Origin of the sequence: Rathayibacter sp. AY1C7, from assembly GCF_002931865.1 — a bacterium.
GTDB lineage: Bacteria > Actinomycetota > Actinomycetes > Actinomycetales > Microbacteriaceae > Rathayibacter.
In genome coordinates this window covers 24,700-39,361 of sequence record NZ_PSWB01000014.1, presented here as the reverse complement: position 1 = coordinate 39,361, position 14,662 = coordinate 24,700, and the positions used below count along the sequence as shown (strand labels likewise).

Genomic DNA, 14,662 nt, shown 5'->3' with positions numbered 1-14,662 from the left:
CCGCAGGCGGGATCCCCCGTCCGCCCACCGGTTCGCTGCAGAACCCGAGAGGACACGTCGACGATGACGTCACGACCCCCGGGCGGAGGCAGGCCCTCGCGCCTGCTCGCCGCCACCCTCGCCGCATCCGCGACGATCGCCCTCGCCGCCGGCGCCGCCGTGCCGGTCGCCGTCGCCGCGACAGCGGCGACCACTCCCGCGCAGAGCCTGCTCGCGGACTTCACCTTCGACACCGCCCCGAGCGGAGGCGCCTTCACCGACCGGTCGACCCGCGCCGCCGTGAAGGGCACGCCGACCCTCGTCGCCGGCCGCACCGGGCAGGGCAGCGCCGTCTCGCTGTCGTCCTCGTTCTGGCTCGACCTCACTGCGACCGACGGGCAGCCGCTGCTGAAGGGTCGCGACTCCGTCACTCTGTCGTACGACTCGAAGCCCGCCGCCGCGGACAACGTCGGCTGGTCGGTCTTCGCCGCTCGCTCGGCCGCGACCCAGGACTACGCCCAGGAGAAGTACGTCGGCGTCCTCGACAGGACGAACGGCATCACCGTCGAGCGGTACGCCAACAGCGGCGCCCGCGACTCCTCGGGCAACCTCACCGGCCCGAGCAGCACGGAGTGGAAGCACGTCGATCTCGTGCTGAGCGCCGGCACCGCCCGCCTCTACGTCGATGCGAAGCCCGTCGCCGTCACGACGGCCGGCCCCTCGCTCGCGACGGTCCTCGGATCGACCGGCGGAGTCCTGCAGATCGGCAAGGCCAACTGGGGCGGCGGGGAGTACTTCACCGGACTCCTCGACAATCTGCGCGTCTACGACCGCGCCCTGACCGGGGCCGAGCTGGGCGCGACGAGCAGCACCGTGGCGACCGACTTGCGCGCCGCCCTCGACGTCCCCACGACCGTGCTCGGCGACCTGCCCGCGCAGGTCCTCGGGAACACCGTGACGTGGACCGCCTCCGGCGCCGGCGCCGCGCGCGTCTCCTCCACCGGCGCCGTGAACCTCTCGGGCCTCACCGCTCCCGTCGCCGTCCGCCTCCAGGCAGCCGTCGCCGGGCAGACCTACGCGTGGGACAGCACCCTCGCCGTGCCCGGCGGGCGCATCGCCACCTCCGTCAAGACCGTCACCACGACGAACGGAGTGAAGGACGACCCGCTGGCGTACAACGACGACCGCCGCGCGGACTCGCTCTTCACGGCCGCACTGCCCGCCGGCGCGACCACCTGGGAGCCGCTGAACCGCTCGCAGTCGATCCTCTCCGTCCTCAAGGACGGCGATCAGGCGCAGCGCCCGAACGCCCAGATGGGCTCGCCGCTGCTGTTCCGCTCGAAGGACGGCTCGCTCGGCGCGGTCTCGTCGCAGAACAACGCCACGGACTCCGTCTACCTCTGGAGCTCCGCCGACGGCCGCACGTTCCGCGACCAGCGCGTCCTCCGGGTCGCGCCGGGCTCGGTCGTGACCGACCCGCGGATCGTCTTCGACTCCGCCCTCGGCGTCTACAAGCTGTTCTGGACCGATCTGCTCACCACCGAGGGCCGCGTGACGCTGTTCACGGACCTCGCCTCCGGCACCGCTCCCGGAGCGACCACCCGCGCCGACGCCCGCGTCCCCGGTGTCCAGGGCTCGGGTCTCCCCGCCGGGTTCACCCAGGGCCAGGCCGGCGAGACGGCGCTGACCTCGACCGAGTTCAGCACGTTCTACCGCGAGTACGTCGACCTGAAGAACACCGGTGTGAAGTCGCTCAGCGGCTCCGTCGACTCCGGCGCCGGATCCGCTGCGATCGCCGCAGCGCTCCCGGGGCAGGCCGTGATGGAGTACAACGACGGCTCGACCAAGTCGCTCAACGTCGACTGGCAGGACGATCTGACCACCGCCGTCGACACCTCGCGTCCCGGGACCTACCGGGTCACCGGCTCCGTCCAGCAGGACCCCGAGGCGATGGTCAACGAGGCCCGCGCGGATCCGCACGTCTTCTTCAACGAGGACGACGGCTACTACTACCTCACGGGCTCGCACTACGGTCAGGACTCGCTCGGCCCGATCGAGGAGAGCTCCAGCTACCGCAAGATCGGCCTCAAGCGCTCGAAGACCATCGCCGGTCTCGACTCCGCTCCCGAGCAGATCGTGATCGACCCCGACGCCGGCACGCCCGGTCGCCAGAGCCAGTACCCGAACACCTTCTACGGCTGGGGCGGATACATCTGGGCGCAGGAGTTCCACAAGATCAACGGCACCTGGTGGATCGTCGCCGGCATGAACAAGGGCTACGCGCCTGTGGGCGGCTGGTGCGACAACACCGTCCTGATCCCCTACACCGGGACCGACGCCTCGATCGCCGAGGGCGGATTCCTCGACCAGACGAAGTGGGGCGAGCCGGTCGTCCTCGAGGGCGCGGCCTTCGACGTCAGCTACATCGACCGCCAGGAGAACGGCGCCACCCAGGGCTACTGGGTCCTGCCCAACGGCAACACGCTCTCCCTCGCCAAGGCGACGATGGGGCCCAAGGGCACCGTCCCGCTGGTGACCGGTGCGGTCACCCGCATCTACGGCGAGAGCCAGCCGTGGGAGTCGGGCAAGCGCTCGCCGACCCCGTCCGACACCACCGAGGGCAACGACCAGGGCGTCGTCGAGGCGCCGTTCATCGTGTCCAAGGGAGGACGCATGTACCTCACCTACTCGGGCGGAACGGTCGACAAGTACTACTCGCTCGGCCTGCTCACGGCCGACGCGAGTGCCGACCTCCTCAACCCCGCGACGTGGACGCAGACCGCGTTCCCGGTGCTGGACACCGAGGACACCTACCTGGGCCGCCTCGGCGCGGACGAGACGCAGTACTTCTCGCGCCAGCAGGCCGGCACCGGGCACAACTCGTTCGTCGAGGACGAGTCGGGCAACCTGCTCCTCGCCTACCACGCCCGCCCCTACCCGGACCCGCACACGGCGACCGATCCGCAGAACGCGGGCGGCCTGTTCGATTCGGACCGCAACACCTGGTTCAAGGGCGTGAACATCCGCGCGAGCGGCCGGCTCGACCTCTCGCTCTCGAAGGAGCAGGAGGTGGCCTCGGCCAACCGCACCGTCACGGCGACGATCACCGTGAAGGCGCCGGCTGTGGCCGTCACCGCCACTGCAGCGGCTCGCTGCGTCGCGGGCAAGGTGGTGGTCACGCTGACCACTGTCAACAAGGCCGCGTCGACCGCCGACCTCCGCTGGAACACCCTGTGGGGCGCGAAGACGCAGCAGATCGATGCGGGCCGGACCGCCTCGCTGGCCGTGACCACGCGGGCCGCCTCGGTCGCCGCCGGCACCGTCCAGGGGGTCGCCACCGTCGGCAGCGCCTCCGCTCCCGTGAGCGCCGCCTACCCGGCGCTCCGCTGCGGCTGACCTGACCGGGTCCTCCGACCGACGACGCCCGGCCGCCTCTCACCTGAGGGCGGCCGGGCGTCGTCGTTCCGGTCTGCGGTGATGTGCCGGGCGACCGGGTCGCGACCCTCGATGATCTCGGCGGTGCAGCCGGCATCGCGGGAGAAGACCCACCGGATGACGCGGCCGCGTCGGACGACCGGACCGTTGCGATCCACGAACGACTCCCCATCGAGGGGAGGTCGTCGGTCGGCGACGTACGGGGTGTCGTGAGTCGGACGGGAAGAGGCGAGCCGGTCTGCCGCTGCTGCACGAACCGGCCCGCCCCTTCGGCATCGTCTCAGTGGACGAGGGCGGCCTCCGCCTCGTCCCAGGCGGGGTTCAGGTCTTCCTTCTTCCCTCGGATGAGGAGGAATCCGGTGAGAGAGGCGGCGACCATGGTCACTGCTGCGGCCAGGAACACGGCCTTGTAGCCGTCGGTGAATGCGGTGAGCTCGGCCGTTCCGGACGCGATGGCGGAGTCCGCGGTGCTCGCGTAGAACACGGTGAACACCGCGAGACCGATGGACCCGCCGATGTGGAAGACGGAGTTGACGACGGCGGAGGCCACTCCGGCGTCCTCGTTCTCGACCCCGAGAAGGGCGAGGTTCTGGACGGGCACGAAGAGCATGGAGAGTCCGATTCCGAGCACGACCAGGGCGGGCAGGACCTGGAGGAAGTAGTTCCCGTCCGGGGTGATGCCGAGGAGCAGGAAGAGCCCTGCTGCCGAGACGAGCGGCCCGACGATCATCAGGGGTCGGGGGCCGAACGTGTTGAGGATCTTCGTGGTGACGGGCGAGAACGCCATGATCGCGACGGTCATGGCGAGGTTCGCGAGTCCTGCCATCAGCGGTCCCATTCCGAGCACGATCTGGAAGTAGAACGCGAGATAGAGGATGGCCCCGATCATCACGGCGCCATTGGCGGCCTGGATGAGGATCGCGCCGCCTCGCACACGACGCAGGATGACGCGCAGGGGCAGCAACGGCTGGTCGACCGTGCGTTCGATGAGCACGAAGACGGTCAGCAGGACGATGCCGAGTGCGAGGAAGGCGACGGTGTCGATCGCGCCCCATCCGTGCTCGGCTCGGGTGAACCCGTAGACGATCGCGCCCAGTCCCAGGGTCACGGCGACGGTTCCCCAGACGTCGTAGCGGTTGTCTCCTTCCGCCTTGCTCTCGCGGAGCACGAGAGCCCCGCCGACGAGGCCGAAGGCGACGAAGATGAGGTTGACGAAGAGGCACCAGCGCCAGTCGGTGAATTCGGTGAGCACGCCGCCCAGGATCAGGCCGATTGCGGCTCCGGATCCGGCGACCGTGCCGAAGACGGCGAAGGCGAGATTGCGCTCCTTGCCGTGGGCGAACGTCACGGTGAGCATGGCGAGTGCGGCGGGGGCGAGCAGTGCCGCGAAGGCGCCCTGGACACCGCGGGCGATGACGAGCTCCATACCGCTCTGAGCCAGTCCGGCCCAGAGCGAGGCCGCTCCGAAGCCGATCATTCCGACCATGAAGGTGCGCTTGCGGCCCCAGTAATCGGCGATCCGACCGCCCAGAAGGAGAAGTGCTCCGAAGGCGAGGGCGTAGGCGGTGACGACCCACTGGCGCAGGCTGTCACTCATCCCGAGATCCACTTGGGCCTGAGGCAGGGCGATGGTGACGATCATCGTGTCGAGGACGACGACGAGCTGGGTCATGGCGAGAACGGCGAGCGCCCACCAGCGGGCGTTCGGCTTGTCCGCGATTCTGGACATGAAGAAACCTCCAGGCTTCTGAGGAATGAAGTCGCTGGAGGTTTTCAGCCTCGGATCCCGCACCGGCAGTGCATCTGACCGCCCGCAGCTCCGAAGCTGGGCAGGCCGTTACCGTACCACAACTGTACAATCATGAATGTACAGTTGCTTTCTGATTCGTCGACCTTGACAGCCGTCCCTCCGGCTGCAGTCCGTCGTCAGGACGGCTCGACACCGAGGGGGTCGAGCCTCACCTTCCGACGTCGGCAGGAGAGGATGGCAGACTGGCGGCCGACGCTGTCGCACCCGCTCGTGCGGTGACGCGTCGACACCCTCCGGGCGCCTCAGCACCCGCCGTCCCTAGCCGCTCACTCGGACCGAGGGAGCGGCGGAATCGATCACGACATGGAACCGAACCCGCCCAGCGGTGAGGGGGTCCTGGCTTCTCCTCGGACGTCTCCTCGCGCGACGCGACCCAACAACCGGACTCGGATCCTCGACGCAGCGGTCCGTGTCGCGGCGAGGGAAGGTTCTGTTCGCGTCACGCTCGAAGCGACTGCCGAAGAGGCTGGGCTGACACGCGGTGGAATGATGTACCACTTCCGCGATCGAGCCGATCTCGCCCATGCTCTCCAGGAGCACGTCGCGGCCGGCTGGGAAGCCCAGCTGATCGACGTCGCGGGGAAGACCGCGGACGAGGCCACCTTGACGGAGCGCGTGAGTGCCTACGTCACCGTCGCCCTGACGCCGTCGACGCATATGCAGATCGGACTCCTCCAGGCCACGGGCAGCGACACCGCTCTCCGAGCGCCGGTAGCGGAGGTGCGCCGAAGGTGGACGCCCTCCGCAGAGGAGACCGCGACCGATCCGATCGCTCTCCGCCAGTTCATCGCCTGCCTTGCGGCTGACGGCCTGTGGTCGCACCACTCCCTCGGAGGCGATCGGATACCGGACGACACTCGAGCCGCGGTGATCTCCGAGATCGTCCAGCTCTCCAGCACGGGGTGATGCACGAAGGGCGCGTTCCGGCGTGAGGCGGATCCCGGTCGGAGGAGCTCGACCGGGACCGAGACTCTTCCTTCTGCAGTCGAGGATCAGGACAGGCCTGTCCCCGGACCCGGCTCCTGGGTCGAGGCGAGCCCCAGGCCGGCCTCGCACTGCTGAGGATGCAGCAGGGACGGCCTCCTCGAGGAGCGCCGCCATCGCGTCGCGCCACGGCAGCACGGTCGCGAACGCGGCGCCCAGGATGGTCGGCGACGCCTCGTGCTGCCCCGGAGCGCCCAGGACGCAGTCGGAGGCGACGTCCATGTCGAAGTCGCGCCACGTGGAGCGTCACCGACACGACCGATCCGACGACGGCCGACCAGGAGACGTCCCGCGTGCGCCCGCACAGGCACTCGGCTCGTCAGCGGGACAGCAGCGCGACGTGGATCTCCTCGGCGAGGAGGTCCAGTGCTCTGGCGTGGGACGCCAGGAAGGCCCGGCCGTCGCGCGTGATCGAGAAGCGCTCGATGCGCTGCAGCGGGGTCCTCCTGCCTCTCTCGAGGAGCACCAGACCCCGGCGGGAGAGCCGCAGGAGGCGCTTGCGCACCTCGACGACATCGACACGGTCACCGGAGCGGTGGTCGAGAACCTCTCGGAGGCGGGACTCGCCGCGGTTCTCGCCGGTCGCGAGCGCGATCAGGATGAAGACGTCGGTGCTGCAGTCGAGCCCGCAGGCTCCGCAGCGGTTCGTGCACCGCGCAGAGCGTGCCAGGGACACGAGGAATCGATCGAGGCGCATCACGGGTGTCTCCTGGGGAACGGCGGTCTCCTGCTGCAACGAGAGGAACGGGCCGGACCGGTCACGGTCGGCCCGCATCCGGGAGTCCGCTCAGGAGAGGTTCGCACATCAGCGATCGGTCCGGACAGCAGGATACGGCCCGATCGCCGCCCCGGTCCGCAGCCGGTGGTGATGCCGCCGCGGCGGAATCGTCGGGCGATCAGGGTCGAGGACCCGTCCCAACGGCGCAGGGGGGGCTCAGGAGAGAGGGAGGGCGTTGCCGTTGATCAGCAGAAGGTCGTGTCCTCCGACCGCAGCTGCGCTGCCGGCCGCTCCGTCGTCCTTCTCCTCGGTGAGGGTGTGCGACTGCGCGACCTTCGTCAGCACGGGCCCGATCGTCGGGACCGTCCCGGCCCTCCTGCTGTGGTGCATCTCGTCGGTCGTCCTTCTGAGGTGGCGGCACTGCAGGGCGGCGCAGTGCCGGTCGGGGGCGGGACGACGAGGGAGCGGGCGATCGTGGCGCCCGCTCCCTCACCGTCTCAGCGGCAGCTGCGCGCCGGGTAGTCGACGCTCGTCTGCGTGCTGACCGTCTTCCCGTCGACGACGGCCTTTCCTGTCGCGGCCACCGACCCCGCGGGGATCGAGACCGCTCGGGTGGTGACGGCGCTCGACGCGGACGATCCCGGAGCGACTCCGGTCACGGTCTTCGAGCCGAAGGCGGTGACGGTCGTGATGTCCATGATCGAGCGGCTGTCGTTCTTGACCACAGTGGTCAGGACGACCTTCCCGCTGACGCAGCGGGTCGACGCCGTGGCGGTCACGGTCAGGGGCGACGTGACGGTGACCTTGGCGGTCACAGTCCGGTTCGCGGGTGCGACCTCCTCCGTCGGCGTCAGGTCGAAGACCGGCCGGCCGTCGGCGGCGTAGTGGATGCGGGCGAGACGGGTGTCGCGGCCGTCACCCCCGACTCCGTTGCCCCAGGTGTGGTAGACGTACACGTCGTTGCCGTCCTCGTCCTGGGTGACGGCTCCGTGGCCGGGACCCTGCTCGTAGGTGCGGTAGTCGAGGACGCCGTCGGGCAGGGGAACGCTCTGCAGGAGCGGGGCGTCGTACTTGGTCCAGCTCGCGATGTCGGTCAGGTCACTGCCCTCCTTCGCCCAGGCGCCGCCCACGATGTACTTCGGGCTGACGCCGCTGCTGGAGTAGACGAGCGTGATCCTCCCGTCGCGCTGGATCGCGAATGCTCCCTCGGACAGGTGGTCCTCGAACGTCAGCGAGGGCACGATGATCGGGGTCGGCTCGCCGATGACGCGGGTGGGGTTCGCGGGATCGACCTTGGCGATCCAGGTCGCCGGGTCGCTCACTCCGTTGTCGACGTAGCGCTGGGACCAGGCGTAGTACGCAGTTCCACCGGACTCGAAGTAGGTCATGTCGAGGCTGATGTTGCGTCCCGTGCCGGGGCGTCCGAGGGCGCTCCCATCGCTCTTCACGACGGCGCGCGGCGCGCTCCAGTCGGAGGGGTTCGCGGGGTCTCCGCCGTCGCGTAGCTGCATGATGTGCGCCTGCACCGTGAACCACTGACCGTTCTGGTTCGACTGGTCGTTGTCCGGGTTGAAGCACGGGGCGAACAGGATGGAGAGCTTGCCGCCGATCTCGTGGATCTCGGGGGCCCAGTAGCAGCCCGCGATCACCTTGCCCTCGGCGGTGCGGTCCATCCGCGTGGTGCGGTTGAGGAGGTCCACCTCACGGGCCCGTCCGCCGTTGTCGTCGCTGAGCTGGTCGATGCTGTCGGCGACCCGGATCGGCAGGTGCTGCGAGGCGACGTTGTTGTTGTTCGTGTCGTCCGTGGCGGTGAAGAGGTACTGCGTCTTCCCGTTGCGCTCGTAGCGGTAGATCGTCGGATCCGCGCGGTTGTAGGCGAACGGCTCGTTGTACTGCCGCTGGCGGACGGTCCCGGAGAGGTCGTACGTTCCCGGGCCCTTCGCGGCGAGGTCGGCGAGCTGCTGCTGGTTCCAGTCGATGCCGAGGCTGCCGGTCGAGCCGTCGTTGTAGGAGAGCTGCGCCTTCACTCCGGACAGGGCGGAGGTATCGCCCTGATCGATCGTCTGCGGTGCGACCGAGGATCCGGTGTTGACCGTGCGGCCGAACCTCTTCACGAGCGAGTCGGCGACGGAGCCGGAGACCGTCAGCGCGCCGCCCGGCAGAGCGTCGGCGACGCGGCCCGGGACTCCGGAGAGGTCGGGAGCGGCGACGGTGGCGGGGCTTCCTCCGAGGACCGCACCGCGGTTCCCGTCGGTCACGACGACGCTGCGACGGCCGCCGTCCTTCGGCCAGAACTCCTGCGCGCGGAGCTCGGTGCGGGCGAGGTCCGTGACGGTCGTGTACTTCGCCGCCCCGGAGGAGTCCGTCCAGGAGACGAGGTAGCGGTTCTGGTCTGTGTCGTAGACGGCCTTCGGCGCGACGACGCCCCCGGTGGTGCCGAGGTCGATGAGGCCGAGCTCGGTGAAGTCGGACGCGGTGGCGTCCGTGGCCTTGAAGACCAGAGCGCTCGAGGCCCCGGTGCCGTCGGACGCGCCCGACTGCAGGACGCGGGTGGCGATCACGCCGACGGTCCCGTCGGCGAAGGTGAACAGCGAGGGGTTCGCGAGGCCGCGGTTGTCGGCCTTGTCGGTCCCGAGGAAGACCCCGTCGGCGAAGAGGACTCCCGAGTTGCCCGAGAGCGGTGCCGCGTCGGCGACGGACGAGCCGAGTGCCAGGTGGAGGCCGCGGGCGATCGTGTCCTGGTTCGCCTTGTCCTCGCCGGTCGGCGTCCGGGTGTACGACACCACGGTCTTCGCCGTGGAGGCGCTGAGGACGGTGGTGCGGAAGGTCTTCGTCAGCGTGGTGGTGCCGACCTTGACGGAGGCGGTGAGCGCGAGCGCCCGGTCGGTCGCCGTGTCGTTCACGAGGCGTCCGCCGGACAGGCCGGCGCCGTCCGCGCTCCACGACACGGTGTAGCCGGCGAGCGTGGGAAGAGCGGTTCCGGAGGCGACGGTCGGCGGGACGACGAGGGCGGTGCGCAGGCGCGCCGTGGCGTCGGCCTCGGTGTCCGCGGCGACAGTGACGCTGCGCGCGGTGCCGGTGGCGGCGGATCCGGCGAAGGTCGCGGTCGGGGTCAGGGTCACGGTGGCGTTCGCCGAGCCGGGTGCCGGGCGGCGCACGGAGCCGTCGGTGCCGATCACCGCGGGGTCGCTGCTCGCCCAGGTGAGGACGGAGCCGCCCGCGCCGCGGGTCGGCAGGGAGAGGTCGCTGGTGACGGGTCCGGTCACAGAGACGGTCGCCGCGGCGGCGTCCGATGCGGCGATCGCGGCGGCGGCCGGAGCCGCGTCCTCGCGCACCTGGTCCTGGGTCAGTGCGGAGGAGTAGACGTGCACGTCGTCCATCGCCCCGGCGAAGAGAGGGTCGGGGCCGTAGAACGACTTGCCGAGGAGGCCGGAGAAGGCGGAGGTGCCGACCGTCGCCGCTCCGGTCGCGGAGGTCGGGGTGGTCTGGGCGAGCCGGCCGTCGACGTAGGTCGAGACGCTGACGCCGCTGCGCAGGACCACGGCGACGTGGCTCCAGCGGCCGGTGGCGGCGGGACCGGAGTCGGCCGCGCGCTGCTCCGAGCCGTTCTTCACGGCACCGATCAGGTTGCCTCCGCACTGGGGCGTGGTGAAGAGGTACCGCTCGGTCGACTGCCCGAGCGCGTACGCCCAGCTGCAGTTCTGGTTCCCCTCCCAGCGCAGCCAGGCCGACATGGTCACGTCGGTGGTGGCCGCCGTGGTCAGTCCCGGCGCGATCTCGGCGTAGGCGGCGGAGCTGCCTGCGGCGCCGCCGGGGAGGCGGAGTGCGCGGTCGGTGCCGCCGCGCGGACCGGCGACGGTCGTCGCTCCGGTCCCGCGTACGGTGGCGGAGCGGCCCGCAGCGGAGTCGGTCAGGGTCGTGCCCGCGCCCACGGCGGAGCCGACGGCGGCGGACGAGGAGAAGTCGTAGGAGAGGACCGGGCTGGGCACCGCGGCCTGTGCGGGTGCCGCGCCGAGCGCAGCCCCTCCCGCTGTCAGGCTCGCGGCGACCAGGAGGGCCGTCGTGCGTCGGAACCGCATTGTTCGTCTACTTCCGTGGGAGAGGTGGATGCGGGGAGCACGGACCCAGGGTCCATGCTCCCCTGCTCCGGTGGCCGGAGGCCCCGGAACGGAGGAGGTCAGGGGAGGGGCGGCTGGACGCCGCCCCTCCCCTGTCACCGGCCTAGCGGCAGGTGAGCGCCGAGTACGGCGCGGTGGCCGTCCTGGTGCCGTTCGCGTCCTTCGAGGCGACGCTCACCTCGCCCGCGGTGACCGAGGTCGCCCGGGTGGTGAAGGCGGCGGATACGGACTTGCCGGGAGCGACCCCGGCGAAGGTCCTGCTCCCCCACTGCGAGCCGACGGTCATCTCGACCGTGGAGCCGCTCGTGTTGGTGCCGGTCGCGGTGACCGTCACCTTGCCGGCGACGCAGCGGCTCGCGGCCGAGGCCGTCAGCGACGGTCCGGGAGGAGCCGTGGCGGTGATGGTGGCGATGGCCGGCGTCGCTGCCGAGTTGGCGAGCTGTCCGCGCACCTGCACAGTGTCGCCGGCCTTCTTCAGCGAGCTGAGATCGGCCGTCTCCCACGTCACGGCGACCGTCTCGCGGTGGCCGTCCTTGAACGTCGCGCCCACCGTGGCGGGCAGGTCGACGGTGGTCGATCCGGCCTGCACGGTCCGCGCCACGGCGTCGATCGAGGTCACCAGGAGCGACGGGTTCCACTTCGCGGCCAGCGCGTCGCGCTCCTTCGCGGTGATGGAGACGACGGATCCGTGGCGGGGCGACGTCGGCAGCGAGAAGCTGCTGGGGATCGTCCACTGGATGTCGCCCTCGAGCGAGTTCGTGCCGAGCGGGATGTAGCCGCGTCCGCCGTAGTTGTCGGTCCAGAGGAAGTACTTGTAGCCCGCCCGGTCACCCTCGTTGGTCTTGAAGATCTCGGGACCCTCGACCTCCGGCGTTCCGGCGGTGCGGCCGATGCAGGTGTCGATCAGGCTCCACGCGCCGGAGGCGGTGGTGGCCCGCAGGTTCGTCGACTTCTGTCCGATGATGTCGGGCGAGGGGCAGCCGCTGGTCTCGGTCGCCTTCGTGAAGCGGTAGTAGGTGTCGCCGTCCTTGAGCATCGTGGCGTCGATCAGCCCGTTGCGGCTGTTGAGCGAGGGGACGTCGGCGGCCTTGAACCAGACCTCGGGGGTGGTGAACTCCCGGAAGTCGCGGGTGGTGGAGGTGAGGATCTGGGGTCCGTTGCCGTCCTCGACGTTGCGGGTGCTGTCGGTGAAGAGGGCCGAGGTCCAGTAGACGACGTACGCGTCGATGGTGGGGTCGTAGGTGGCCTCCGGCGCCCAGGTCATGCCCGCGTTCGGCAGGTTGACCTCGACGTGGCGCTGCTGGCCCCAGTTGACGAGGTCCGTGGACTCCCAGATCTCGAGGTAGCGGCTGCCGCGGTTGGTCGAGCCGCCGAAGCCGGTGGTGCCGACGGAGAGGTCGGTGGCCATCAGGAAGAAGCGGTCGCCCTCCTTCGAGCGGAAGATGAACGGGTCGCGCAGGCCCTTCGTGCCCAGGGTCGAGGTGAGGATCGGCTGCGCGTCGTTCAGGGTCTTCCACTTGAGCGAGTCGTTGCCGTCGGAGGTCGCGAAGCGGATCTTCTCGCCCTCGATGCTGTCGCCGGTGAAGTACGCGAACAGGTACGCGTCGAGGTCGCTCGCGGCGACGGGGGCCGCGGCCGGAACGGTGCGCGTGAGGGTCCGGACGAGGGGCGTGGTGCCGGGGACGGTGATCGTCGCGGTGAGGGTGACGGTGGTGTCGGCGGACGGACGCGTGAGCGAGCCCTTCGCGACGACGTTCGGCGCGGTGCCCTTGTCGGCGGAGGTGATGACGGCCTCGTTCGACGAGGTCCAGGTCACCACGGCGCTGGCGCTGTTCGCGCGCGCGGCGGTGGTGGCGACGTCGGCTCCGGTCGAGGGCAGGTTCAGGCTGCCGCGCACCGGTCCGGCGAGGGCGGGATCGTTGGCGATGCCGTCGGCGACGGCCCGGGCGAGCTCGGCCTCGGCGCTGTCACCGGCGGCGTACGCCGGGACGGAGACGGTGGTCGCTCGGCCGACGACGGTGATGCCGCCGTGGACGGCGGTCGGGGTCAGCGTGACGGTGGCGTCCGGGCTGCCCGCGGCGGGCCGGGTGACGACGCCGCTGGTGCTGACGACGCCGGGGGCGCTCGACGTCCAGGTGATCGTGGAGCCGTTGGCGCCGGTCGTGGGGAGAGTGAGGTTCGAGGTGACGTTCGAGGTGTCACCGAGCGAGACGGCGGCGTCCTGGTTCGCGAGCACCGAGTGCACGGACGCGGCGCTCTGCTGCACCTGGCCGGCGGTGAGCGCGGAGGTCCAGACCTGCATGTCGTCGATCGCGCCGGCCCAGTAGGCGTCCGCGCCGTAGAAGGACTTGCCGAGGAAGCCGGAGAACGTGGAGGTGCCGATCGCCGAGGCGGCGGTGAAGGTCGTGCTGCCCTGGCCGACGAGGGTTCCGTCGAAGTAGGTCGAGACCGACTGGCCGCCCTTGACGACGACCGCCATGTGCACCCAGCGGTTCGCGGCGACCGGAGTGGTGCCTGCGGCCCGCACCTCGGAGCCGCTCTTGATCGCGCCGAAGCCGGCCGGTCCGCACTTCGTGGTGGAGAGGACGTGGGAGTCGACGCTGGAGCCGAGCGTGAAGGGCCAGGTGCAGTCCGGAGCACCGCTCCAGCGCAGCCAGGCGGACATCGTGACGTCCTGCGTGCCGGCGGGGATCAGGCCCGGGGCGATCCGGACGTGCGGCGCGGCCGACGTGCTCGATCCGCCCGGGAGCGAGAGAGCGCGGTCGGTGGAGGCGCCGGAGGGACCCGCGACGCTGGTCGCGCCGGAGTTGATCAGGGTGCCGGGGTGGTTGCCCGGAGCGGAGTCGGCGACGACGGCTCCGTTGGCGAGCGTCGCGCCGATGCCGTCGAACGAGTACTGCAGCGCGGGAGCGGGGACGGTCTCTGCGGCGCCGGCGGCGCCGATCGGTCCGAGGACGCCGCCGAGGCAGGCGATGGCGAGCGTCAGCGCGGCGCCCGCTCGGGGGAGGCGTGAGCGCCGGGTGCGCTCCTGCCGGGGGGTTCGTGACATGGGGGGGGTCCTTCAGGTGAGGGGTCGGAGGGGGAGGACGGAGCCCGCGCGATCGGCCGGCGGAGTGGTGAGTCCGGCGTCCGTCTGTCGGGGAGGGAATCGCCGGAAGGCGGCCCGGGACGCGGGCCTGGCGACCCGTGATCGGGAGGCGGAGGTCGACGTGGGTGCGAGGACGAGACGTCGCGCGCTGCGGGCGCCGACCGCGGTCACCGCGTTGAAGGTGTCGGCCGGGCCGACAGTCATCGGGGCCGGGCGTGGGCCTGCGGCGGGAGGGTGCGGCGGGAGGGTGGTGCTGTCGTCATCATCGACGTTCCTCTCAGGTTCGCCTTCGAACCGGTCGGAGTGGGACTCGAGGCGCGAGGACGCGCTTGCCCACTTCAGGTGACACCGTACCGACTTTTGTTAACGGTAACAATGGCGGATTCCCGGGCGATGCCGCAGTGACGGCGGGTGTGAGCGCTCTCTCCCTGCGAGCACGGGGATCCGCGTGGACGGATCACCCTCGCCCGGCGGGGCTCGGACCGGATCCGCTCGAGACCGGCACTTGACACCGGCTCCGCGACCGGTCG

The 14,662-nt window shown here is 70.7% G+C and carries 7 protein-coding genes; 2 read left to right on the top strand and 5 right to left on the bottom strand.

Annotated features, from left to right (window positions below; translation table 11 throughout):
* The first annotated feature begins 63 nt into the window (after positions 1–63).
* Positions 64–3,375, top strand: a complete 3,312-nt coding sequence (locus tag C5C69_RS09255; protein ID WP_181067862.1) for a family 43 glycosylhydrolase — start codon at positions 64–66, stop codon at positions 3,373–3,375.
* Between the two features lie 319 nt (positions 3,376–3,694).
* On the opposite strand, the gene C5C69_RS09250 is transcribed toward C5C69_RS09255, so the two are convergent.
* A complete protein-coding gene (locus tag C5C69_RS09250; protein ID WP_104234319.1) occupies positions 3,695–5,143 on the bottom strand; it encodes an MFS transporter in 1,449 nt (482 codons plus the stop codon).
* A gap of 384 nt (positions 5,144–5,527) precedes the next feature.
* Between C5C69_RS09250 and C5C69_RS09245 the strand changes: the two genes are divergently transcribed.
* Entirely contained in the window at positions 5,528–6,130 is a 603-nt protein-coding gene (locus C5C69_RS09245; RefSeq protein ID WP_104234320.1) for a TetR/AcrR family transcriptional regulator, read from the top strand.
* Positions 6,131–6,527: 397 nt separating this feature from the next.
* On the opposite strand, the gene C5C69_RS09240 is transcribed toward C5C69_RS09245, so the two are convergent.
* The 4 genes from C5C69_RS09240 to C5C69_RS09230 all read right to left on the bottom strand — a co-directional run bounded on the left by C5C69_RS09240 (position 6,528) and on the right by C5C69_RS09230 (position 14,093).
* The gene (locus C5C69_RS09240; RefSeq protein WP_146076480.1) at positions 6,528–6,908 is read right to left on the bottom strand and encodes a hypothetical protein; all 381 of its coding nucleotides are present in this window, start codon (positions 6,906–6,908) and stop codon (positions 6,528–6,530) included.
* A 234-nt stretch (positions 6,909–7,142) separates the two neighbouring features.
* Positions 7,143–7,316 carry a hypothetical protein gene (locus C5C69_RS16980; RefSeq protein ID WP_181068307.1) on the bottom strand — a complete coding sequence of 58 codons (174 nt, stop codon included), beginning with the start codon at positions 7,314–7,316 and terminating at the stop codon, positions 7,143–7,145.
* A gap of 107 nt (positions 7,317–7,423) precedes the next feature.
* Positions 7,424–11,005 (bottom strand): family 43 glycosylhydrolase, encoded by a 3,582-nt coding sequence (locus tag C5C69_RS09235; protein WP_104234322.1) that lies wholly within the window; start codon positions 11,003–11,005, stop codon positions 7,424–7,426.
* 142 nt (positions 11,006–11,147) lie between these two features.
* A complete protein-coding gene (locus C5C69_RS09230; protein WP_104234323.1) occupies positions 11,148–14,093 on the bottom strand; it encodes an immunoglobulin-like domain-containing protein in 2,946 nt (981 codons plus the stop codon).
* Positions 14,094–14,662 lie beyond the last annotated feature (569 nt).